Here is a 22477-nt window from a genome sequence, read left to right on the forward strand (position 1 = left end):
TTGATGCTTTTAGTAGCGGGGAGCAGAATCGAACTGCCGACCTTTGGGTTATGAATCCAACGCTCTAACCATCTGAGCTACCCCGCCGTTTCGGTATGCAAATATACCACTTCGTATGTCAATTCAAAAGATTTTTTTATTTTTTTACTGATTCTGGCCTATTTAAAACTTGTATTAAACACAACAAACTCATTTTTAACTTAATAAATTTAGCATTGAAAAATAGAAAATGAACTTAAAAAAATTGACAGCCCAAAAAACAACATGTTTATTAAAAAACGGGAGCAACTTTTTACAAAAAAAATTGCAATAACAAAATAAATATGTATTATTACAAATAATAAGTTGATGCAATAAAAAGCAATTTTGGAAGAGATTTGTAGCGGGGAGCAGAATCGAACTGCCGACCTTTGGGTTATGAATCCAACGCTCTAACCATCTGAGCTACCCCGCCATTTTTGGGAATGCAAATATAGCTTATTTTTGATTTAAACAAACTAAAATTTAAAAAAACATTTTTATGGCAGATAAAATAAAATTCCAACTAGAATATATCATCAACTCTTCACCTAGAATTTTATTTCCGTATTTGCAAGAACCAAACGAATTGGCACAATGGTTTGCAGATGATGTAAACTATAAAGACACCGTTTATACTTTCATTTGGGATGATGAACCTCACCGAGCAAAAATTGTAGCATCAAAAGAAAATAAATCTGTACGCTTTAAATGGCTAGATGATGATCCCTATTATTTCGATCTGGAGATCGATCAAGACGAGCTAACGAATGATGTTGCTCTTAAGATAACAGATTACGCTAAAGAAGAAGACCTTGAAAATAGAAAGTTAATTTGGAAAAATTCAATAGTCTATCTTCAAAGTGTTATAGGTGCATAAAAAAGCCTATCTTTGCAATATATTTCCACTAGGGGCTCCAGCAGGAGCTTCTTAGTTGGGAGATGCCTTAATGTAAAGGCATCAATTTGCTTTGCGTCACGGATGAAAAAGGTTCATTTACTTATTCTTCAAGCTTTCATAAAACCATTTATTGTCACATTCTTTATTGTGATGTTTGTCTTATTGATGCTTTTCCTATTCAAGTACATTGATGATTTGATTGGAAAAGGATTTGAATGGTATACCATCATGGAGCTAATTGGATATCAATGCGTTGTTCAAATCCAAATGGCAATGCCTTTATCCATGCTCCTTTCCTCCATTATGACTTTCGGAAATCTGGGTGAAAGCTATGAATTAGTTGCAATCAAGGCTGCAGGCGTATCTTTACGTAAAGCAATGACCCCGCTATTTATACTCGTTGCAATTTTCGCAACAAGTTCTTTTCTGTTCTCCGATTATATTCTCCCCGTAGTGAACCTAAAAATGGGTACGCTACTTACTGATGTACGTAATAAAAAGGCAGATTTCCTCATCAAACCCGGAATCTTTAACAACACCATTCCAGGTTACTCAATCCGCGCTAGAGGAAAAAACAAAGCGGGAACAATTCTCTATGACTTGATGATCTATGATCATCGTGGCGGTAATACAGCCAATAATGTACTTATGGCCAAAGAAGGGTATATCTATAACTCTCCTGACAACAATTATATGATCCTTAAACTTAAGGATGGTATCCGCTACGAGGAAGCACGGACTAAAAACTCCAAGACCTACGATCCACGCCAGCAATTTACGCGGTTTAAGTTTAAGGAAACAGAGCAAAAGTTTGATATGGGAAGTTTTCAACAGGGTAAAACTGACGAAAACCTCTTCAAGAGCCACCATGCCATGTTAAACCTGAAACAGTTAGACATGTACATCGATTCCAATTATATCAAAATAGACAGCATGGGAAAGGCAATCGTCCGTACATTAGACACCCGATATAATATCTATTCGAAATATTTTAGTGTGAATCAACCCGGACAGCCAAAGGTCAAAGAGGCTAAGATCAAACCTTTTAAAAATTTGCTTACCGATCTCGTTCCACAAGAACAACGAGCACAAATCACTATGAATGCGCTGAACCAGTTGAATTATTTAAAGGAAGATCTAAACGGCCGTACACTTGAATTTAAAGATTACAAATCGAAAGATATCCGTTATCGTATTGAATGGCATCGCAAGTTTACCCTAGCTGTCTCCTGTCTCTTACTATTTGCAATTGGAGCTCCACTAGGAGCCATTATCAGAAAAGGTGGACTTGGTCTTCCTGTGGTGATGGCCATCATTTTCTTTCTGATCTATCACATTATCTCTACAGTAGCAGAAAAAACAGCTAAAGATGGTGCCATATCATCAGCCGTTGGCATGTGGATGGCCATTATTGTCTTAACACCATTGGCCGCTTTTCTAACATACAAGTCAACGACAGATTCCGCGTTATTTGATATTGATCAATATAAATTAAAAGTAGAAGCCGCTTGGAAATGGATTAAGGAAAAGCTTGCAAAAAAGAATAAATTGAAAGAATCACATTAGATTGTGACAACGCTATTATAAATAAATTTAGATTCTACACTAACTTTGTACCAATTACAATATATCAATAAATGGATTTCAAATTAAACACGATCGAAGAAGCGATCGCTGATATACAAGCAGGAAAAGTAGTAATCGTCGTGGATGACGAAGATCGCGAAAATGAAGGAGACTTTGTCACAGCTGCCCGCAATGCAACTCCCGAAATCATCAACTTTATGGCGACTCATGGTCGTGGACTAGTGTGTGCCCCAATTACAAAAGAAAGAGCAGATGCATTACATCTGGATCTAATGGTGGGACAGAATACAGCAGTATATGAAACAAACTTTACAGTTTCCATTGACTTACAGGGATACGGTTGTACAACCGGAATTTCTGCGTCAGACCGCTCGAAAACAATTAAAGCAATGATTGATCCTAATATTCATTATGAAGAATTAGGTAGACCAGGACATATTTTCCCGCTAATAGCAAAAGATGGTGGCGTATTACGTCGCACAGGACACACTGAAGCTACCGTTGACCTTGCTCGATTAGCAGGATTTGAACCAGCAGGTGTATTGGTTGAGATTCTAAAAGAAGATGGTGAAATGGCCAGACTTCCAGAACTAATAGAGGTTGCTAAAAAATTTGATTTAAAGATCGTTAGTATTGAAGATCTAATTGAATACCGTCTTAAGCACGATTCTTTAATCAATGAAGAAGTCACTGTTAATATGCCAACGCAATTTGGTGATTTTAAGATGAAAGCCTTTACACAAAAAGACACTGGCGAACAACATTTAGCGCTTTACAAAGGGGAGTGGAATGAAGATGAGCCTATTTTGGTGCGGGTGCACAGCTCTTGTGTTACGGGTGATATTTTTGGTTCTTGCCGTTGTGACTGTGGTCCTCAACTGCACAAAGCAATGGAAATGATCCAGCAAGAGGGGAAAGGTGTTATTGTCTATATGAATCAAGAAGGTCGCGGTATTGGACTGATCAATAAGCTACATGCTTACAAGTTACAAGAAAATGGCTTGGACACGGTAGATGCCAATGTACAATTAGGATTTAAAGCAGATTTAAGAGACTATGGTGTCGGAGCACAGATTCTTCGAAATCTTGGTGTCACAAAAATGCGTCTTATGTCAAATAATCCGACAAAACGTGCTGGCCTAGTAGGTTATGGTCTTGAAATTATAGAAAATGTACCTATTGAAATAACTGCAAATCCCTTTAACGAAGAGTACTTAAAAACCAAAAGGGATCGTATGGGACATACAATCATGAAAAACCTATAAAAAGGAATTAAAAAAGGCGGTGTTTCCAATAGAAACACCGCCTTTTTTACATGGAGGACTAAACTCGGTTAATGATAAAATCTCTCCCTTTTATGATCTTGTTGTGGCAGTACTTTCAATAAATAGGAGTAACTTTATAATATGGAACAACAAGGGAGATATATCATCTTTTTCGATGGTGATTGCTTGATCTGTAATCGCTTTGTTCAACTATTATTAAGAATAGATCGCAGAAAGAAATTCTTATTTAGTTCTTTGCAGTCTGAATTTGCCCGGACCACACTAACAAATATTCCCAAAAATACTGACTCCATCGTTTTCCTATCTCCAACCGGTATCTATCTCAAAAGTGAAGCTGTTTTAAAGATTTGTAAGCAATTGGGCTTCCCCTACATGACATGTTATTTACTGAAGATTTTACCACTCAAATGGAGAGATACGCTCTATGATTATTTTGCTAAAAATCGCTATCGATGGTTTGGAAAAAATGAGTTTTGTACAATACCGTCAAAATCTGAGCGAGAGAGATTCATTTGAACAAACAACGATCATATTGAAGTGAAGTTTAGTTCAGAAATCTTCTAATTATACTTGTGACAATTAAATTTACATCGATGAAAAATACACTTTTAATTGACAGTGCCTATATCAATGGGAAATTTATCAAGTCAAAACACACCTTTGATGTGGTAAATCCTGCAACAGGGAAAGTTATTGCTTCGTTGCCAGATCTAAAAGTAGCTGACTGTACTAAAGCCATAATTGATGCTGACAAGGCGTGGAAAAGCTGGAAAAACACAACTGTACTGGAACGATGCAACACCGTCCGAAAGTGGTACGATCTTATTCAGCAATATAAAGACGATCTAGCGGAAATCATGACCTTAGAAAGTGGCAAACCCCTTAGCGAATCGAGGGTAGAGGTTGACTACGGTAGTTCCTTCGTAGAATGGTTTTCAGAAGAAGGAAAAAGGGCCTATGGTGAGACGATACCTTCTCAAAAAAAAGGAACTAGAATGCTTACAATTAGGCAAGGGGTCGGAGTTGTTGCTGCAATTACACCCTGGAATTTCCCCTTAGCGATGATCACCCGAAAGGTTGCTCCAGCTTTGGTATCTGGTTGTACCATTGTGCTAAAACCGGCATCTCAAACACCATTTTCTGCTATAGCTTTGGCTAAACTGGCTGAAGATGCTGGGATTCCAAAAGGCGTTTTTAATGTGATTACTGGAAAAGATAGTGCTGGTATCGGCAAAGAACTCGCTACGAACAACCTCATACGAAAACTATCTTTCACAGGCTCAACCGAAGTCGGAAAAACACTCATAGAACAATCAGCCTCTAACATTAAAAAAGTGTCTATGGAGCTTGGTGGTAATGCTCCTTTTTTGGTTTTTAACGATGCGGATATTGATGCTGCAGTCGAAGGAGCTATTGCCGGAAAATTTAGAAACTCAGGGCAAACTTGCGTTTCCATCAATAGGTTTCTAATCCAAGAAGAAGTCTATGATGAGTTTTCGATGAAACTTAGCCATGCTGTCAGTAAATTGAAAGTTGGCAATGGACTTGACAAAGGCGTCCAGGTAGGTCCATTAATCAATACAAAAGGGCTAGAAAAAGTGCAGCATCATGTGCAAGACGCGTTAAATCATGGTGCCGAATTGGCTACAGGAGGAAAGGTCATCAAAGACCTATTTTTCCAACCAACTGTCCTGACCAACGTCCCGAAAGAAGCACTTATATTCCGCGAGGAGACTTTTGGTCCTATTTGCGCTCTTTTCAGTTTCAAAACAGAAGATGATGGAATAGCAATGGCCAACGCTACTGAATTTGGCCTAGCCTCCTATTTCTATAGTACAAATATAAATCGCTGTTTTCGTGTTGCTGAACAGCTAGAAGCTGGCATGGTAGGTATTAACACAGGTCTTATTTCAAATGCAGCAGCTCCTTTTGGTGGAGTAAAACAATCTGGTGTAGGTCGTGAAGGTTCTAAACACGGTTTGGATGAATATATGGAATTAAAATATATCTGCTTCGGCGGTGAATAAAAAAGGAGCAAAATGCTCCTTTTATTTTTTTAAAAAATCCACTAGCTTCTCCCGGGTTGAACTGAACGATAAGGCATCCCCTACTCTCTCATAATGCTGTTTATCCACACAGGTCGGATAAGCATATTTGGCAAAAGCCAGTTTATTATCATCTCGTATAAAAAGTTCCATTAAATCAACAATTTCAGTAACACTTAGGCGCATACTTTTTAATTCCTGAGCAGCTACAGCAAGCCTATCCTGATCGTTTTCCTTCTGATTCAATAGATCGTTCAATCGATTAGAATTCGTCTTATTCATTACTCCGTTATCAGACTGATCATTATCTTCATTTTCAGCATATCCTCTTTGATTCGCTACACCGTCGCGATAAACCTTATCGTCTCCTGATTGCCTATATCGATCATTATTCCATCCTTTGTTATATCCTTCACGATTATTGTCTGGCAAATCGTCACGATCTTCTGATTGTCTGTATCGATCATTACCTTGTTCATTGCGATATCCGTCCCGGTTAGTATAAGGTAAATCCTCACGATAATTACCGTTGTTATACCGATCAACAGGATTCATGGACTCCAAGATAATCCCCCTATTTCCACGTCTGCTACTGACAGAAAATACAACATTCATATATTGTCCATTTCTATTGACAAGTTGCACGCCGCTACCGTTCAACGTTCGTTGCTGCCTATCAGCAAACACAATACGCAGATCATAACGACGACTCGTCAAATTGGGGACCCTGATATCCGTGGAAGCTCTATTGTTATACAAAACGTTGTTGATATAAAGAAAAAATGGAACATCAGTAGAATAGATATTTAATGCTCCTCCAAAAGGTCTGTATCGCTGCGCGAACCCAGCCGTTGCGACAATAAGCAACGAGACCGTCACCAAAATTTTCCTGTACATAATCCGATTCAATTTATAATCTTTCGACTACACAGCATAAAAAAGGATTAAGAAACCAGACGAATTTAACATTTTGTTATGCTTTCTTGTTCCGGTACTTCTTATAAAGTTTTACGGCCATCATTAAAGCGATGGATAAAATTAAGAGCCCCAAAACACCAAATATCCAATTCAGGGCTGACTTTAAGACAACAGTAAAAACAATCGCAAATAATAAAACTGTCGCGACCTCATTAAACAAACGGAGTTTTGTTGAGGTTAATTTGGATTCTTGACGGCTTAATTTGAACATAATCTTCTGGCAGGTAAAATGATAAATTATCATTCCCAGAACGAATGTCAGTTTTACATGCATCCACCCCATGGATAATAAGCCAGGAGAATACCATAACATAACTAGTGCAGAAAAGACTGTGATGTACATCGCAGGAGTAGTAATTACCCACCACAGTAATTTTTCCATCTTACTGAATTCTTTATGCAAAACATCAAATGCTTCCTGACTCTTGTCCTTAGCTTCTGTATGATATATAAAGAGTCGAGGCATATAGAACAGACCTGACATCCAACAAATCACAAAGATAATATGAACTGCTTTTGCATATAAATAGACCATAGGTACAAAAATAAGAAAAGTTAAGAGCAATCAATACGTCCAAACATCAATTGCACAAATCTTACATCCATTATACAAAAGAACACTATCAAAAACACGAGATTGTAGCATGTAACAACAAAAACGACCTGCCAGAGGCAAGTCGTTTTTGTTGTTGAAGTGGATAGCAAACTAATAGCTAAATTTCTTTACAACCTCAATGGCATATTTTACATTATCAAAAGGAATATCCGGCATAATACCATGACCCAAATTGAAAATAAAACCATTTTCACCTCTCATGCGCTCAAATAGTTCGATAATCTTCTTTTTGATAACAGGTTTATCTGCATACAAAACAAATGGATCCAAATTCCCTTGAACAGCAATACCCTGCGGCAGAGATTGTTTAATATTTTTTAAATCTGCATTCCAATCGATAGAAACAACATCAGGTTGCGCTTCGACCATCATTGGTGCAAAAACAGAAGATCCTTTGCAAAAGGAAATGACTGGAATATCCTTACGGTTCAACTTCGCAATAATCTGCTTATTATAATAATGCGAAAAATCACGATAATCATTCCAAGATAAGGCCAAGGCCCAGCTATCAAATAATTGAATTGCATTTACTCCGGCTGCAATCTGCATGTTAAGATATTCAACCGTTACATCTGCAATCTTTTGAAGGATCAGATGTGCTAACTCAGGCTGATTGTTCAACATCAACTTCGTTAACTTAAAATCTTTTGAAGATCCACCTTCAACCAAATAACTTAAAATTGTAAATGGTGCGCCCGCAAAACCAATCAAAGGGATGCGGCTGTCAAGACGTTGTTGAATGACCTTGATTGCATCAGCAACATACTGCAATTTATCCAAACAGTTGGTAGACAAAGCTTCAGCATCCTTTACAGAGCGAACAGGATTAGAAAAACGAGGACCGACACCTTGCTCAAAGGACAGATCCCCTCCCATAGCTTCAGCTGTAACTAAAATATCAGAAAATAAAATAGCGGCATCAATGCCTAGCAAATCTACTGGGAGCATAGTGACATCCGCAGCAATTTCTGGTGTTTTGCACATCTCCAAAAAGGAATATTTATTCTTGATATCCCAATATTCCTTCATAAAGCGTCCAGCTTGACGCATCATCCACACAGGAGGTCTTTCCGTTTGCTGCGAGAACGCAGCTCTAATCAATAAGTCGTTTTGTAAAGTAGTACTCACTATAAATGTTTTGAAATTTCGTTTTCTATTTTTGTAATAATGCTGTTCTGCCTAGCCGTCAGATGTAGCTTATTGGCAACATCAGTATAAGCTCTAGCTCTTTCATAATCCAACTTTCGCAGCGCTATATTTGCTAGATTAATCATAACCATACCCTTTTCATTATCTTTTTTCCAAGGCAGACGCGAAGCTAGCTGAAAATGATATTCAGCCTCATCGACGCGTTCCTCTTTAAGCGCAATGTTTCCCATCATAAATTCATAGAAATTGCGCCTGCCTTTACGAAGTGCATCCGGATTCTTTATCTCAGCAAGTAAGTTTTTTGCCTTTTCATAATCTTGTCTATGAAAAGCCTGCGTTGCCAAAAAAACGGACCCTTCTCTAAAATGACTCCAAATCAAGTAGCCTATTCCACCCGCTATCAGCACAGCAGTTTGATAATGCCCCTGGTATAAGCCATAGCCTAAAAATAATGCAGCAATAAAAATAACGGCTATTCTAGCCTTGATTGTCATCATCTCTTTCTACCTATGCGTTATTGTCGGTAAACTTATAACCAACACCTCTGATAGAATGGAAATAAATCGGATGCTTTTGATCTGGTTCGAAATATTTTCGGAAGGTTAAGATAAAATTGTCGATGGTACGCGTAGATGGATAAACATCGTAATTCCATACGGTCTCCAATATTTGTTCCCGTGATACTGCCTCATTACGTCGTTCAATCAACAGTTTCAACAGCATAGTCTCCTTCTTTGTCAAAGAAGTGATCGTGCCATCCGCATGATGTAGCTCATACGAATTAAAATAGATCGTTTTATCACCGATTTGATAAGAATTTAGTTCTTTCAAATCATCCGGTTTCATGCCACGACGCACCAAATTTCCAACGCGAAGGATCAATTCTTCTAAGTTGAAAGGTTTTACCAAATAATCATCCGCCCCTTTCTTAAGACCCGTAATTCGATCCTCACTGCTATTTTTCGCAGTTAAAAACATGATAGGAACTTCAGTGTTTTGCAGTCGAATAGTTTCAGCTACTTGGAATCCATCTATTTCGGGAATCATCACATCCAAAACCACCAAGTTGAAACGTTCCTCCTTGAAGACTTTTAGTGCTTTTTTTCCATCGGTAGCCGTAGTAACACGGTAACCTTCCATTTCGAGATTCAACTTGATAGCTTCTAACAAGTGTTCTTCATCTTCGACAAGTAATATTCTTTGTTTACTTTGCATTTCTTTCAAATGTTACTTCAAAAATACTCCCTTTAGGAGTGTTATCTTTAACTTTTATGGTCGCGTCGTGCTTCTGCAATACGGTTTTCACGATATATAACCCCAAACCTGTACCTTTGGTTTTTCGTGTTGCCTCACTTCCCACGCGATAAAACTTATTAAAGATAAGTTTTTTCTCTTCATCACTGATACCGATACCATGGTCAGCAACAGAAAAAATTATTTTATTATTCTCCGTATATAATTTCACATCCACCATAGCACATGCCGGTGAATACTTAATGGCATTTTCTATCAGATTAGTAACCACATTACTAATCGCAAACTTATCAGCATGAATAATGATATCCGACTCCAAATAAGGTTTCAAGACTTGCGAACTACAGGAATTCTTTTGAAGTCTATCCACAACCTGTTCTACCAAAGCAGTAAAATTAAAATCCTCTTTCGGCATACTGTAGTTACGGCTGTCCAACTTGGTTGTCATCAATACATTTTCAACCAGATCATCCAAACGCTCGATATCCTTCAGCGAATTTCTCAAGAACGTTTGTTGTTGCTCCTTGTCAAGATCACGTCTCAAAATCGTTTGAATATACAATTTGACAGAAGCCAACGGCGATTTAAGTTCATGTGTGATAGCCAAAAGAAAGTTCTGCTGTTGCTGCAACAGTTTCTGCTCCCTTTCAACCAGTCGCTTCAATCGCCATGCACCCCACAAGAAAATAATCAAGAAGAATATTCCCTCCCCTATGATCATGTTCTTTTTACTCGGATCAAAACGAATAAACATCACCCCCCACCATATCAGTTGCATAACCGCATAGAACAATAGAAAATAAAAGAGTAACAGCGCTTTCTTCATGTGACAAAAATAGGTATTCACCTATGTATTCGGAAATATCCGGAGGATTATGACACAAAGAAGAAAATTAACCGATTCGCAATAAGACTAAAATCACCAAACAGACTCATATAAACCATCGGAGACCCGATAGCGCTAAAAGTGACCTTTAATTTCATCACTAGCTAACCCAACTGACTTGGAATTTAAAATTAATTTGTTTTAATTTTGTATATGTTTAATCACGAGAAAAAAGACATTTTCTTCGACCTGGATCATACCATATGGGATTTTGATAAAAATGCCGAAGAAAGTCTGCACGAGTTATATTTTAAATACAAGTTTGATCACTTGTTCAATCAAGAGTCATCCACTCGTTTTATAGAAACTTATACGGTTAACAATCATCGCCTTTGGGGGCTCTATCATCACGGAAAGATATCAAAACCAGAACTCAGGAAAGCACGCTTTGCCGACACCTTTACTGAGCTCGGTGTCGATCCGGAGTTGTTTCCTGAAGAATTCGAACTGGAATACCTCGCTATCTGTCCAAAAAAAACAAATCTGTTTCCACATGCACATGAAACCTTGGCTTATTTGGGTGACAGATACAATCTTCACCTGATATCGAATGGTTTTAAAGAGGCCTGTGAGACCAAACTGGAAAAGAGCAACCTCAGCAAATATTTCAAACATATTTTTATTTCGGAAGTCATCGGCGTGAATAAACCGGACCCCCGAATATTTGAGTTCGCTATGACGACTGCTCAAGCTCGGGCGCAGCAATCACTGATGATTGGAGATAACCTGGATGCCGACATCCGTGGAGCCGTAAATGTAGGCATGGATGCCATTTTCTTTAACCCAAATGTTATTGAAAAACCGGACGATGTATCACATATGATTATCGACTTAAAAGAGTTACAATCGATACTATAGCAAATAGAAAAAGCAGCTTAAAGCTGCTTTTTCTATTTTAGAACCTTAACGGTAATATTCTTAAACCAGACATCATTTCCATGATCCTGAAGACCGATAAGCCCTGATTTGCTATCGCCACCAACATGGCTCAACAATTCAAAAGCCAAAGGCCATTTTTCTTCACTGAATTTACTTTTTTGCAATAAATCAATCCACGACTTATCCCATAATGTATATTCAACAACCTTTACACCATTTTGAAAATGCTCGACCTTGCCATTGTTTACTCTGATCTTAACCTTATTCCACTCGCCATACGGTTTACCATTCTGCGGCTTGGCAGGAATCATATCGTACAATGAAGTCGATTTACGGTTTCCATCTACCCCCATTTTAGCATCAGGATGGTTTTCATTGTCCAGGACCTGGCATTCTGGAGACGAGATATAAATCGGCTGTCCTTCCACTTCCTTCGCTAAAAAGAAGATACCCGAATTTGCTCCTTTAGCAACTTTCCATTCCATCTCCAATTCGAAATTCTTAAAATCATGAGCAAAGACCAAATCTCCGCCTTCTTCTTTACCAACATTAGCTTGGCTATCAAATTTGATCGCCCCCTCATTAATTACCCATCTTTTCGGGACTACGGTCTTATCATATCCTCTCCAGCCTTCCAGCGAAGTACCATCAAAAATAACATAGGCTCCAGCTTTATTCTTTTTAAATTTCTTGATATCTACACGAGGTAAATCTAAGATTTTGTAAGCAGGAACCTCTTTTTTTGCTTGCGCTACGGCAGTATTAAGATGTGCTGAAAAAGCAATCACCGATACCGCAAGAACTGTTTTTAATAACTTCATTCTTTTTAGTTTTAGGTTTGTTTTAAAATTAAATTTAAGCATTTGAGTGTATAAAGAGGAATATTTTTTAATATTCCTCTCCACCGCCCATTTCATTTGTATTTGACTCTTTCTTCTTTGATTTGTTTAAATCTTGGCTACCAAACCGATAGGAAAGTGATAAAGTTACCATCCGCTTCATCCAACGGTGCTCAAAATTGGATATAAGTTGAGAGGTTTCTGTCACACCATTCATTTTCCGCGAATTAAATACATCTCTAACATTCAACATAATTGAAGCTTTCTTCTTAAACACATCTTTTTTCAAGGCCAGATCCATACCTTTCATTGCATTCATCTGTCCCTGAGCCATTACACGGGAAGAATTATACTCGCCGCGCACTTGTGCAGAAAATGTTGGCGTAAAACGATAATTAGCGGTCAGATTAGCATTATAAGCGAAATCCTTTCGTTCTTTAATATCATAGTCCGGGTTTGCATTATACTGAATGTGGATCAAATTGAGATTAAATGTAAAGTCAAAATCCTTCGTTGCGTTGATCTTTGAAATAAACTCAAAACCCGAAAGATTACGACTGGTCATATTCTCCCATCTACTGTATGTTCTTCCATCCTCTATCTTGTAAACAAATGGCTGAATAACCTCACTTGCGTGATTGAAATAAGCCGAAGATATGAGGTTTACTTTACCAAAGGTTTTGGCAAAGCTCATTTCCAAACTGTGCACATCTTCCGGTTTCAGATTCGGATTTCCCTGACGATAATTCAAATCATCGGATACGTTTAAAAATGGGTTAACTTGCCAACCACGAGCCCGTTGAACACGGCGCGAGTAGCTAAATTGAACTTTATCCCCATTTTCACCAACATCGTAGGTTAAAAACAGTGTTGGATATAACCTGAAAAATTTCTGTTTAGCATTGGATTCCGTTTCCACAGCAGCTGGATCCTTGGAGAAATAGGTAGACTTCAGCTCAAATTGTTCTCCACGTAGTCCGATTTGATAGCCAATTTTATCCGTTAATTTATTTTGATAATTCGCATAGATCGCATGGACTGTACTCGTGAAATCAAAATCGTTGCTGATTCTATAATCTGGCACATAGTTACCTATAGAATCGAGTGATCTGGAAAACTGGGTATCAAATGACTTTCTGATTTGAGAACGGTAACCCGCCTCAAATTTGCTTACTTCAGAGAAAGGTAAAACATAATCTAATTGAAGGTTGATATTCTTGCCATCCTCAGACGTAACATTCTTCCGTGAAGTGGCCTTCCGTCCATCGGTATAATTTTGAGAAAAATCATTTGTACCATCTTCCTTGTCTCTTCCATAACTTGCATTCCCCGTCAACTCCTCTCCTTCTCGCTTAAATTGATGTTTAAAATCAGCATTTAATTCATAACCCAGATCGTCCTCAAATTGCGTTGAATTTCGAACACTCGTTCCTGTCATCTGCGATTGCTTAAAGAACTCATAATTCAAGCCCTCTATTCGCTTGTTATCACGTATACTTAAATTACCCGAAAAACTCAATGAAGTTCGATCTGACATATTATAATCAAACCCAGCTTTTACCGTATGGCTATTGCCCTTTCTTGACGATTCGGATTCGCTATAATTACGCGTGCTATCACCAAAAAACGTGTTGTCCGTTTTCCCACTTCCCAACATGTTTCGTTTATTGAAGTTATAGGATCCGAAGTAATTGAATTTCCGATCACGATAATTCAATGTTATACCAGCCATATAATTATCATAAGAACCAGCGGATGTATTTATCGATCCGTTCAGCCCTGTTCGAATATTTTTCTTTAAAACAATATTGATAATCCCAGTTTGGCCCTCTGCATCATATTTAGAGGATGGATTTGTGATGACTTCAACTTTTTCAATTGAATTGGCAGGTAGACTCTGAAGCAAAGAAGTTACATCATTTCCTGCTAAAGCAGACTCCCGGCCGTCGATTAAAATCTTCACACTACTTGATCCACGCAAACTGACCGATCCATCCTGATCAACTTGCAAAGTGGGAACATTAGCAAGCACATCAGTCGCTGTTCCACCCGCGCTGACCAAACTCTCACCTACATTGAAGATTTTACGGTCTATACCAATCTGCATGGCTGGAGCTCGTCCTTCAATAACAACTTCATTCAACATATTACCCGTAGGTTTCAAAGCAATTCGACCTAAGTCCTTACTTTTACCCCCTAAGACCGCTATACTATCTATAGTTTGTGTCTCGTAGCCAACATAAGTGATACGGACAATATATTTACCAGGTTTAATATCAGACAACAAAAGGAATCCTTGGGATACAGACTGTCCCCCCTTAACAAGAACGTTACTATGGGCGTCCAAGAGCGCGACACTAGCCGATGAAATAGGTTTAGAGGTTTCGCTATCAACTAAAATAGCTTTGATTTGACCTGTTTGAGCAAAAAGGACAACAGGTAAAAAGAATACAAATAAGAAAGATTTAAACGATTTAGCGTAAAAAAACATGCTTCAGCTTAGTTTATAAGTTATAGTGCAAAGAAAACTAAAACTTATAGACAAAATTGAAGCGTAACCATATTATTACGGTAACAAATGAATAGTAAATTACTCCACAGAAACAGTCAATCCCTCGGCTTTCAGAATTTTACGATAGATTTCCATCTCCGTATAGGTGCCTTCCAATACAGCACATTTCCCCTCAGTGTGTACTTTCCAGGCAATCTTCTCAGCTTGCTTCTCGGTATATTGTAAATGATAGATGAGACAATGAATCACATGTTCAAACGTATTGGTTTCATCATTCCACAAAATGAGTCGATTAGACTCTTTCACAGAGGCTAATATCTCTTCTAACGTAAAGGTTTCTTCAGCAGTTTGGGTACCCATGCTGCAAAAATAGAATATTTTTTTCTAAATTAACGATAATATAAAAGGGAAGAATACAATCAATTAGAGGAATTTATTATGTTACAGTCAAAAATTGCAGGAATTGGCTATTACGTTCCAAAAAACGTATATACCAATAATGACCTAACACGCTTTATGGATACCAGTGACGAATGGATTCAAGAACGAACTGGCATTAAAGAACGTAGATATGCAGACCGAATAGGCGAAACCACCACCAATATGGGGGTCGAAGCCGCTAAAATTGCCATCGAACGAGCCCATATTACACCTGAAGATGTCGACTTCATCATCTTTGCCACCTTATCGCCAGATTATTATTTCCCGGGCTGCGCCGTTCTACTGCAACGGGAAATGAAGATGAAGGAGGTCGGGGCACTGGATATTAGAAACCAATGTTCAGGTTTTATATATGCACTTTCTATTGCCGATCAATTTGTCAAAACAGGGATGTACAAAAATGTGCTAGTGGTTGGTTCGGAGAAACACTCTTTTGCACTTGACTTTTCTACGAGAGGACGAGCCGTTTCTGTTATTTTCGGCGATGGTGCCGGAGCAGTGGTTGTGCAACCCACAACCGAAAACGGCAAAGGAATCCTGAGCACGCACTTACATTCAGACGGAGACGATGCCGAAAAGCTAGCTATGTATTATCCCGGTGCATCCAGTGGAATTTGGCTGGATAAAATGCCCGATTGGCCGGACCAAGAATTGGGGGGATTATTGATGACCAAGGAGATGCTCGAAGATGGGACTGCGTTTCCAAATATGGATGGACAGGCCGTCTTCAAAAAAGCTGTTGTCAAATTCCCTGAGGTTATTCATGAAGCGCTAGCAAAAAATAATTTAAAAACTAATGATATCGATTTATTAATTCCACATCAGGCCAATCTTCGCATTTCGCAATTTGTACAGAAAACACTTGGATTAAGGGAGGATCAGGTATTCAACAATATTCAGAAATATGGTAATACCACTGCAGCCTCTGTACCGATAGCACTATGCGAGGCTTGGGAAGAAGGAAAGATTAAAGACGGTGATCTCGTATGTTTGGCAGCTTTTGGAGCAGGATTTACGTGGGGTTCAGCCTTAATTCGATGGTAAAAAATAGCATATATAAAAAAGGTGATAATCTTTCGATTATCACCTTTTTTATATATTTCCAAATAAAGGATTATCCGTTTGATAATGCTGCTGCACCAGATACGATCTCCGTCAATTCTGTTGTAATTGCAGCTTGACGTGCCTGGTTGTAAGATAGCTTCAGTGATTTGATTAAGTCACCGGCATTCTCTGTAGCTTTATCCATTGCCGTCATACGTGCTCCATGCTCAGAAGCATTCGAGTCTAAAACAGCTTTGTATAATTGAATCTTGATTGCTTTAGGAATCAATTCCTCGATAATCTTCTCTTTGGAAGGCTCGATGATATAATCCACCTCAGCTTCTATTTTTGCTTTATGCGTATGTTGTTTGTTTTCTTCCGCAGGTAATAATGGTAAAATCTGTTCTGCAGTCAACTCTTGAACTGCAGCATTTTTGAACTGATTATAAACCACTTCAACACGATCAAAATTACCTTCTTTGAATTGCTCCATGATAAATTCAGTCACCACAGATACAGAACCAAAATTTAAATCAGAAAACAAATCAGAGTGATTAGCTACCACATTGAAGTTACGTTTCGAGTAGAAGTCATAACCCTTTTTACCAATACCAATGATACTCAAATTGCCCTTAGCATGTTGCTCAGCATATTTGTTAAAGATCAAGTTATTAGTCGTTTTGATAACATTTGCGTTGAATGCTCCAGCCAAACCTCTATTAGAAGAAACAACAACGATTAATACCTTATTTGGCTCGCGATCCACTGTAAAAGGAGAGTTACTTCCCTCAACACTCGCAGAAACATCCGCCAAAATATCTCTTAGTTTATTCGCATATGGGCGCAATTGTAAGATAGCGTTAGTAGCGCGCTTCAATTTAGCAGCCGAAACCATTTTCATAGCTTTCGTGATCTGCTGTGTTGATGATACCGAGGTAATCCGGTTTCTTACTTCTTTTAAATTTGCCATATTTGTTTTAAGTATTAAGTACCTAGTATTGAGTATTGAGCCTAGTCAATAGACTCAATACCAAATACTCATTACTATTAATATTTTGATGCTAAATCCTTAGCTACTGTTTCTAACACTGCAGTTAATTCATCGGAGAACTTATTCGCTTTGAAAGCTGACAATACTTCTGGATGACGTTGTTCCAATTGAGTCAAGAATTCTTCTTCAAATTCTCTCACTTTATTTACAGGAACATTACGCAATAAACCTTTAGTTCCGATATAAATAATCGCAACTTGTTTCTCTACAGAAACTGGAGAATATTGACCTTGTTTCAAGATCTCAACGTTACGAACACCTTTATCCAAGACAGATTTAGTAGCAGCATCTAGATCAGAACCGAATTTCGCAAAAGCTTCCAATTCACGGTACTGAGCTTGATCTAACTTTAATGTACCAGATACCTTTTTCATCGGTTTGATCTGCGCATTACCACCTACACGAGATACAGAGATACCTACGTTGATCGCTGGACGAATACCTGCGTTAAACAAGTTAGACTCCAAGAAAATCTGACCGTCTGTAATTGAAATTACGTTGGTTGGGATATATGCAGAAACGTCACCAGCTTGGGTTTCAATGATCGGAAGGGCAGTTAATGAGCCACCGCCTTTGACCAAGTGTTTGATCGATTCAGGTAGATCATTCATGTTGCGCGCGATATCATCTGAAGAGTTGATTTTCGCTGCACGCTCCAACAAACGACTGTGTAGATAAAATACGTCACCTGGGTATGCTTCGCGGCCCGGTGGACGACGTAACAATAATGAAACCTCACGGTAAGCTACAGCTTGCTTAGACAAATCATCATAAACGATCAATGCTGGACGACCTGTATCACGGAAAAACTCACCGATAGCAGCACCTGACATTGGTGCATAAAACTGAAGTGGAGCTGGATCAGCAGCAGATGCAGCCACAACTACTGTATAAGCCATAGCACCTCTTTCCTCCAATGTACGCACGATATTCGCAACTGTAGAATTCTTTTGACCTACGGCAACGTAGATACAAAATACAGGTTCTCCTGCATCATAGAATTCTTTTTGGTTCAAGATTGTATCGATACAAACAGCTGTTTTACCTGTCTGACGGTCACCAATAACCAACTCACGTTGACCACGACCTACTGGAATCATTGCATCGATCGCTTTAATACCTGTTTGTAATGGTTCAGTTACCGGTTGACGGTAGATAACACCCGGAGCTTTACGCTCGATAGGCATTTCATACAAATCACCTTGAATAGGTCCTTTACCATCGATTGGTTGACCTAAAGTATTTACAACACGTCCCAACAAGCCTTCACCAACTTTGATGGATGCAATACGGTTGGTACGTTTAATAGTATCTCCTTCTTTGATCTCATCCGAAGGACCTAAAAGTACAACACCAACGTTGTCTTCTTCTAAGTTTAATACAATACCTTGTAATCCGTTATCAAATTCAACCAACTCACCGGACTGAACTTTAGTTAAGCCGTAAATACGAGCAATACCGTCACCTACAGCAAGTACGGTACCCACTTCCTCTAGTTCGGCTTCTGATTTAAAGCCCGACAATTGCTCTCTTAGAATTGCCGAAACTTCATCTGGTCTTACCTCTATCATTTTAATTATTATAAGGGGTTTTTTGATTTATTTTACTTCAAGTATCAGAACAAATTAATTATTCTGATTCAAATATCTTTCCAATTTATTCAACTTACCAGCAATACTTGCATCAATTTGGCGATCGCCGATATTGACTACAAATCCACCGATCAAACTATGATCAACTTTATTGATCAATATCACTTGAGCGTTGGTTTCCTTCGCAAGTACATCTTTCATCGCTGCCAAATTAGCTTCAGAAAGTGGCGCTGCAGATGTAACTGTAGCTTTCACAATTCCTTTTACCTCGTTATACTCACGAATAAATTCTTGAGCAGTGGCATATACAATCTCGCCACGACCTTTGTTGATCATGATCTTAAAGAATGCCAAGATATTGGGATTGATCTTATCTTTAAATAGCGCATCCAATATGTTTTTCTTCTTGTCCAAAGGAACAATAGGATTGGCAAAAACAGCTTGCAATTCTGTACTGGATTTTAAAACAGCAATGAATGAATCCATATCCGCCTTGACTGTCTCCAGTGAGCCTTGCTCGCTAGCCAAGTCAATTAATGACTTAGCGTATCTTGATGCTACTTTAAATACTGACATAATTCTATTTCGTAATTTGAGTGACCGGATTAGTTCAATTTAACGTCATTAAGCAAATCTGCTACTAGAGCTTCTTGCTTTCCTTGGTCCTCAAATTCTTTGTTTAACACTTTACGAGCAATATCCAAAGACAAAGAAGAAACCTGAGACTTAACCTCAGCCAAAGCTTTGTTCTTTTGTTCGTTGATCTCGATTTTTGCTTGTGCAATCAATTTTGCACCTTCAGCCTGTGCTTGTGTTTTTGCCTCAGTTACAATCTTATCTTTAAGTTCTTTTGCTTCCTTAAGGATAACATCGCGTTCTGCGCGAGCTTCTTTTAGTAATTGTTCGTTCTCATTTGTTAAACGAGCCATTTCTAATTTCGCTTTTTCAGCAGCCTCTAAAGCACCTGCAATACCTTTTTCACGTTCGTCTAGGGCATCAACAATTGGTTTCCAAGCGAATTTACCTAATAAAAAGATAATAACCACAAGGACGATGACCATCCAAAAAAACAAACCGTACGAAAACGAATGTATTAATTTATCCATTGTTATACTATATAATGATAATTCTTATTTTTTAAGATTCAGGAATAATATAACCTGCAACCAACCGTTGCAGGTTATATTATAAAACCGTTGTGACTATTTACCTAATAATAAAGCACCGAATGCTAAACCTTCAAGTAAGGCACCAATGATAATCATTGCAGTTTGGATTTTAGATGCTGCTTCTGGTTGACGAGCGATAGCTTCCATTGCAGAACCACCAATTTTACCTAAACCTAAACCTGCACCGATAACGATTAAACCGGCTCCAATTAAATTGTACATAATGTATGATTTGAATAATTAAAAAATTTACTAATTAATGATCGTGATGTTCTTCAACAGCCATACCGATAAATAAGGATGACAACATCGTAAAAATAAATGCTTGTAAGAATGCTACCAATAATTCGATAACCATCAAGAAGATTGTCAAGAACATGGAAACACCGATACTACCCACTACAGTCAATTGGTGTTGCAATAAATAAACAATTGCAATCAGTCCCATTACGACAGTGTGACCAGCTGTAATATTTGCAAACAAACGTACCATCAACGAAAATGGTTTTGTAAACAATCCCAATACTTCAATTGGTGCTAAAACAAATTTAAATGGAACCGGAACACCTGGCATCCAAAAAATATGCTTCCAGTAGTTTGCGTTTGCTTTGATATTGACAATTAAGAATGTAAAAAGAGCCAAACATAAAGTTACTGTGATGTTTCCTGTAACGTTAAACCCTAGTGGTGTCAAACCAACCAAATTCAAAATCCAGATCAAAAAGAATACAGACAATAAATAAGGCATGAATTCCTTGTAACGATGACCAATGTTTGGAATAGCCATCTCATCACGTACATAGATAACCAAAGGCTCCAATACACGTCCAACACCTTTTGGCAAATTGTTAGCACCTTTTTTATACGTTTTAGCCAAACTAATAAATGCCCAAAACATTAAAAATGCAGCCAAAAACAAACCGACAACACTTTTAGTGATCGAGAAATCTAAAGGCATCGCTACAGATGGATGAAAATCAACAGCATCATGAATTTCATGAGAACCAATCACATAAGAAGTTTCAAATTCCTTTTTCTCTTCTTTTCCATCTTCATTTATAGTCATAACATAACTACCATCAGCATTTTTACGATACTCATGACCAGCCAAATTACCGGCAGCATCAGTCTTATAAATTTTTCCGTGGTACAATGCATAATACTGACCGTCAACCTCAGCAACTTTATTACCGTGATCGAATGCCGAAGCCATAAAAACTTTCAAGCCATTATCGATCAAAATAACGGGCAATGAAAAACCATAATGTTTACCTGTCTCTTCATCCGAAAAGAAGCTAAAATAATAATCATCTTGTAAGTGATGCTCAATATGGCTATTGATTTCCTCAGCCTGCGATTTTTCTCCGTGTGCATTCTCATTCGCCTTTGTTAAAAATGGCGCAACTGCAAACAGAATAACTGCTAAAAATTGAAGTGTTCTTTTAAGACTCACGATACTACTATTATGTTATTTAAAATTTTTTGCGAAAATACTATATATAAAGCACAAAAGCTACTTTAATATTACATTTTTTTGAAAAAACTATCGTTTTTCTCCCTTAGGATTTGTTTAAAGCCTTGTAAGCAAATATAACATCGTAAAAAAGGAATAAAACGACAACGATCAAATAGTTATATTTTAAAATATCAGCCTGCGGTTTTGCCAACCCATTATGGATGTATACATAATTTAGGACAAACTTTAAAGTCAATAATCCCAAGAAAACAAAACCAACATACTGCGGAAATTTCTGCGAACAGTAACTTATCCCCACCATGATGATAACGGATAATATCAGTTGAAAAATATAAATTTCATACAATGGAAAATGTAGATCTTCCAAGGAATGAATACCATCAAAAGATTTTAATAAAAAGAAATGAACGGCAAAAATCAAAACCGCAACAAAAAATAAAATAAGGGTCTGCTTTATATATACTATCATCTATCGTTTAATCGATTCACTTGTCTAATGACTTGATATAGAGAAATTCCAATCCCGCCAAGGGTACAGATCTTCATCCATAGTTGGTTCTCCGCATGAAACTTACCGTCCAGCCAATCCCCTAATAAATAAAATACATAAATGGTAAAAACCATCTGGGTTGAAATAGTCGTCAGCACAAGCCACTTGTTAGGATCTTTCTTGTCTTCCATAAGCAATCTTAAGGTTATCAATGGGCTTTCAACAAACTATATCACACAATTTGTTACAAATATACGCTATAA

Annotated in this window: 24 protein-coding genes and 2 tRNA genes; 7 read left to right on the plus strand and 19 right to left on the minus strand. The window is 37.9% G+C overall.

What is annotated here, in order from left to right; translation table 11 throughout:
* Positions 1-13 precede the first annotated feature (13 nt).
* A tRNA-Met gene (locus BGP15_RS15535) sits at positions 14-87 on the minus strand.
* A gap of 293 nt (positions 88-380) precedes the next feature.
* A tRNA-Met gene (locus BGP15_RS15540) sits at positions 381-454 on the minus strand.
* Positions 455-520: 66 nt separating this feature from the next.
* On the opposite strand from BGP15_RS15540, the gene BGP15_RS15545 reads away from it, so the two are divergent.
* From BGP15_RS15545 to BGP15_RS15560, 5 genes are all read left to right on the plus strand, one after another.
* The gene (locus BGP15_RS15545) at positions 521-898 is read left to right on the plus strand and encodes an START-like domain-containing protein (RefSeq protein ID WP_070563117.1); all 378 of its coding nucleotides are present in this window, start codon (positions 521-523) and stop codon (positions 896-898) included.
* Between the two features lie 102 nt (positions 899-1000).
* A complete protein-coding gene (locus BGP15_RS15550) occupies positions 1001-2485 on the plus strand; it encodes an LptF/LptG family permease (RefSeq protein WP_286770025.1) in 1485 nt (494 codons plus the stop codon).
* A 71-nt stretch (positions 2486-2556) separates the two neighbouring features.
* Positions 2557-3771 carry a bifunctional 3,4-dihydroxy-2-butanone-4-phosphate synthase/GTP cyclohydrolase II gene (locus BGP15_RS15555; protein WP_070563122.1) on the plus strand — a complete coding sequence of 405 codons (1215 nt, stop codon included), beginning with the start codon at positions 2557-2559 and terminating at the stop codon, positions 3769-3771.
* A 141-nt stretch (positions 3772-3912) separates the two neighbouring features.
* A complete protein-coding gene (locus BGP15_RS26980; RefSeq protein ID WP_353681989.1) occupies positions 3913-4308 on the plus strand; it encodes a thiol-disulfide oxidoreductase DCC family protein in 396 nt (131 codons plus the stop codon).
* Positions 4309-4385: 77 nt separating this feature from the next.
* Positions 4386-5819, plus strand: coding sequence for an NAD-dependent succinate-semialdehyde dehydrogenase (locus tag BGP15_RS15560; RefSeq protein ID WP_286753103.1), 1434 nt, complete (start codon positions 4386-4388; stop codon positions 5817-5819).
* A gap of 21 nt (positions 5820-5840) precedes the next feature.
* Here the strand turns inward: BGP15_RS15560 and BGP15_RS15565 are convergent, their stop codons facing one another.
* The 6 genes from BGP15_RS15565 to BGP15_RS15590 all read right to left on the minus strand — a co-directional run bounded on the left by BGP15_RS15565 (position 5841) and on the right by BGP15_RS15590 (position 10660).
* On the minus strand, positions 5841-6734 hold the full coding sequence (locus BGP15_RS15565) for a proline and serine-rich protein 1 family protein (RefSeq protein WP_070563131.1): 894 nt from the start codon (positions 6732-6734) through the stop codon (positions 5841-5843).
* A 76-nt stretch (positions 6735-6810) separates the two neighbouring features.
* Positions 6811-7350: a CopD family protein gene (locus tag BGP15_RS15570; protein WP_070563133.1), complete on the minus strand. Its 540-nt coding sequence runs from the start codon at positions 7348-7350 to the stop codon at positions 6811-6813.
* 171 nt (positions 7351-7521) lie between these two features.
* Positions 7522-8559 carry a uroporphyrinogen decarboxylase gene (hemE, locus tag BGP15_RS15575; protein ID WP_286770026.1) on the minus strand — a complete coding sequence of 346 codons (1038 nt, stop codon included), beginning with the start codon at positions 8557-8559 and terminating at the stop codon, positions 7522-7524.
* A complete protein-coding gene (locus BGP15_RS15580) occupies positions 8559-9077 on the minus strand; it encodes a hypothetical protein (RefSeq protein ID WP_236560284.1) in 519 nt (172 codons plus the stop codon). Before BGP15_RS15580 ends, hemE begins: the two co-directional genes overlap by 1 nt.
* 10 nt (positions 9078-9087) lie before the next feature.
* On the minus strand, positions 9088-9795 hold the full coding sequence (locus BGP15_RS15585; protein WP_070563139.1) for a response regulator transcription factor: 708 nt from the start codon (positions 9793-9795) through the stop codon (positions 9088-9090).
* The gene (locus BGP15_RS15590; protein ID WP_070563141.1) at positions 9785-10660 is read right to left on the minus strand and encodes a sensor histidine kinase; all 876 of its coding nucleotides are present in this window, start codon (positions 10658-10660) and stop codon (positions 9785-9787) included. The genes BGP15_RS15585 and BGP15_RS15590 overlap by 11 nt, the downstream gene beginning before the upstream one ends.
* 213 nt (positions 10661-10873) lie before the next feature.
* Here BGP15_RS15590 and BGP15_RS15595 point away from each other — a divergent pair, with 213 nt between their 5' ends.
* A complete protein-coding gene (locus tag BGP15_RS15595) occupies positions 10874-11578 on the plus strand; it encodes a YjjG family noncanonical pyrimidine nucleotidase (RefSeq protein ID WP_070563144.1) in 705 nt (234 codons plus the stop codon).
* Positions 11579-11610: 32 nt separating this feature from the next.
* Here the strand turns inward: BGP15_RS15595 and BGP15_RS15600 are convergent, their stop codons facing one another.
* From BGP15_RS15600 to BGP15_RS15610, 3 genes are all read right to left on the minus strand, one after another.
* Positions 11611-12420, minus strand: coding sequence for a 3-keto-disaccharide hydrolase (locus BGP15_RS15600; RefSeq protein WP_083295832.1), 810 nt, complete (start codon positions 12418-12420; stop codon positions 11611-11613).
* Positions 12421-12487: 67 nt separating this feature from the next.
* On the minus strand, positions 12488-14929 hold the full coding sequence (locus BGP15_RS15605) for a TonB-dependent receptor (protein ID WP_286770027.1): 2442 nt from the start codon (positions 14927-14929) through the stop codon (positions 12488-12490).
* Between the two features lie 99 nt (positions 14930-15028).
* Positions 15029-15310: an ATP-dependent Clp protease adaptor ClpS gene (locus BGP15_RS15610; protein ID WP_046671971.1), complete on the minus strand. Its 282-nt coding sequence runs from the start codon at positions 15308-15310 to the stop codon at positions 15029-15031.
* A 78-nt stretch (positions 15311-15388) separates the two neighbouring features.
* Between BGP15_RS15610 and BGP15_RS15615 the strand changes: the two genes are divergently transcribed.
* Positions 15389-16435 carry a 3-oxoacyl-ACP synthase III family protein gene (locus BGP15_RS15615; RefSeq protein WP_286770028.1) on the plus strand — a complete coding sequence of 349 codons (1047 nt, stop codon included), beginning with the start codon at positions 15389-15391 and terminating at the stop codon, positions 16433-16435.
* Positions 16436-16505: 70 nt separating this feature from the next.
* Here the strand turns inward: BGP15_RS15615 and atpG are convergent, their stop codons facing one another.
* From atpG to BGP15_RS26985, 8 genes are all read right to left on the minus strand, one after another.
* A complete protein-coding gene (gene atpG, locus BGP15_RS15620) occupies positions 16506-17405 on the minus strand; it encodes an ATP synthase F1 subunit gamma (RefSeq protein ID WP_070563149.1) in 900 nt (299 codons plus the stop codon).
* Between the two features lie 77 nt (positions 17406-17482).
* Positions 17483-19057, minus strand: coding sequence for a F0F1 ATP synthase subunit alpha (gene atpA / locus BGP15_RS15625; RefSeq protein ID WP_070563151.1), 1575 nt, complete (start codon positions 19055-19057; stop codon positions 17483-17485).
* Positions 19058-19111: 54 nt separating this feature from the next.
* Positions 19112-19654, minus strand: a complete 543-nt coding sequence (gene atpH, locus BGP15_RS15630) for an ATP synthase F1 subunit delta (protein WP_201640117.1) — start codon at positions 19652-19654, stop codon at positions 19112-19114.
* 29 nt (positions 19655-19683) lie between these two features.
* Complete coding sequence (locus tag BGP15_RS15635; RefSeq protein ID WP_070563156.1) at positions 19684-20184, minus strand: F0F1 ATP synthase subunit B; 501 nt, start codon at positions 20182-20184, stop codon at positions 19684-19686.
* 96 nt (positions 20185-20280) lie between these two features.
* Positions 20281-20469 (minus strand): ATP synthase F0 subunit C, encoded by a 189-nt coding sequence (gene atpE / locus BGP15_RS15640; protein ID WP_021188666.1) that lies wholly within the window; start codon positions 20467-20469, stop codon positions 20281-20283.
* Between the two features lie 34 nt (positions 20470-20503).
* Positions 20504-21700: a F0F1 ATP synthase subunit A gene (gene atpB / locus BGP15_RS15645; RefSeq protein ID WP_070563159.1), complete on the minus strand. Its 1197-nt coding sequence runs from the start codon at positions 21698-21700 to the stop codon at positions 20504-20506.
* Positions 21701-21806: 106 nt separating this feature from the next.
* On the minus strand, positions 21807-22193 hold the full coding sequence (locus tag BGP15_RS15650) for a hypothetical protein (RefSeq protein WP_046671964.1): 387 nt from the start codon (positions 22191-22193) through the stop codon (positions 21807-21809).
* Positions 22190-22405 carry an AtpZ/AtpI family protein gene (locus tag BGP15_RS26985; protein ID WP_070563162.1) on the minus strand — a complete coding sequence of 72 codons (216 nt, stop codon included), beginning with the start codon at positions 22403-22405 and terminating at the stop codon, positions 22190-22192. The genes BGP15_RS15650 and BGP15_RS26985 overlap by 4 nt, the downstream gene beginning before the upstream one ends.
* Positions 22406-22477 lie beyond the last annotated feature (72 nt).

The organism is Sphingobacterium sp. 40-24, assembly GCF_001899705.1.
Classification (GTDB): domain Bacteria; phylum Bacteroidota; class Bacteroidia; order Sphingobacteriales; family Sphingobacteriaceae; genus Sphingobacterium; species Sphingobacterium multivorum.

Coding starts and splice junctions, on each gene's coding strand:
- BGP15_RS15545 (WP_070563117.1), top strand. CDS start 521: ATGGCAGATAAAATAAAATTCCAACTAGAATATATCATCAACTCTTCA.
- BGP15_RS15550 (WP_286770025.1), top strand. CDS start 1,001: ATGAAAAAGGTTCATTTACTTATTCTTCAAGCTTTCATAAAACCATTT.
- BGP15_RS15555 (WP_070563122.1), top strand. CDS start 2,557: ATGGATTTCAAATTAAACACGATCGAAGAAGCGATCGCTGATATACAA.
- BGP15_RS26980 (WP_353681989.1), top strand. CDS start 3,913: ATGGAACAACAAGGGAGATATATCATCTTTTTCGATGGTGATTGCTTG.
- BGP15_RS15560 (WP_286753103.1), top strand. CDS start 4,386: ATGAAAAATACACTTTTAATTGACAGTGCCTATATCAATGGGAAATTT.
- BGP15_RS15565 (WP_070563131.1), bottom strand. CDS start 6,734: ATGTACAGGAAAATTTTGGTGACGGTCTCGTTGCTTATTGTCGCAACG.
- BGP15_RS15570 (WP_070563133.1), bottom strand. CDS start 7,350: ATGGTCTATTTATATGCAAAAGCAGTTCATATTATCTTTGTGATTTGT.
- BGP15_RS15580 (WP_236560284.1), bottom strand. CDS start 9,077: ATGATGACAATCAAGGCTAGAATAGCCGTTATTTTTATTGCTGCATTA.
- BGP15_RS15585 (WP_070563139.1), bottom strand. CDS start 9,795: ATGCAAAGTAAACAAAGAATATTACTTGTCGAAGATGAAGAACACTTG.
- BGP15_RS15590 (WP_070563141.1), bottom strand. CDS start 10,660: ATGAAGAAAGCGCTGTTACTCTTTTATTTTCTATTGTTCTATGCGGTT.
- BGP15_RS15595 (WP_070563144.1), top strand. CDS start 10,874: ATGTTTAATCACGAGAAAAAAGACATTTTCTTCGACCTGGATCATACC.
- BGP15_RS15600 (WP_083295832.1), bottom strand. CDS start 12,420: ATGAAGTTATTAAAAACAGTTCTTGCGGTATCGGTGATTGCTTTTTCA.
- BGP15_RS15605 (WP_286770027.1), bottom strand. CDS start 14,929: ATGTTTTTTTACGCTAAATCGTTTAAATCTTTCTTATTTGTATTCTTT.
- BGP15_RS15610 (WP_046671971.1), bottom strand. CDS start 15,310: ATGGGTACCCAAACTGCTGAAGAAACCTTTACGTTAGAAGAGATATTA.
- BGP15_RS15615 (WP_286770028.1), top strand. CDS start 15,389: ATGTTACAGTCAAAAATTGCAGGAATTGGCTATTACGTTCCAAAAAAC.
- atpG (WP_070563149.1), bottom strand. CDS start 17,405: ATGGCAAATTTAAAAGAAGTAAGAAACCGGATTACCTCGGTATCATCA.
- atpA (WP_070563151.1), bottom strand. CDS start 19,057: ATGATAGAGGTAAGACCAGATGAAGTTTCGGCAATTCTAAGAGAGCAA.
- atpH (WP_201640117.1), bottom strand. CDS start 19,654: ATGTCAGTATTTAAAGTAGCATCAAGATACGCTAAGTCATTAATTGAC.
- BGP15_RS15635 (WP_070563156.1), bottom strand. CDS start 20,184: ATGGATAAATTAATACATTCGTTTTCGTACGGTTTGTTTTTTTGGATG.
- atpE (WP_021188666.1), bottom strand. CDS start 20,469: ATGTACAATTTAATTGGAGCCGGTTTAATCGTTATCGGTGCAGGTTTA.
- BGP15_RS15650 (WP_046671964.1), bottom strand. CDS start 22,193: ATGATAGTATATATAAAGCAGACCCTTATTTTATTTTTTGTTGCGGTT.
- BGP15_RS26985 (WP_070563162.1), bottom strand. CDS start 22,405: ATGGAAGACAAGAAAGATCCTAACAAGTGGCTTGTGCTGACGACTATT.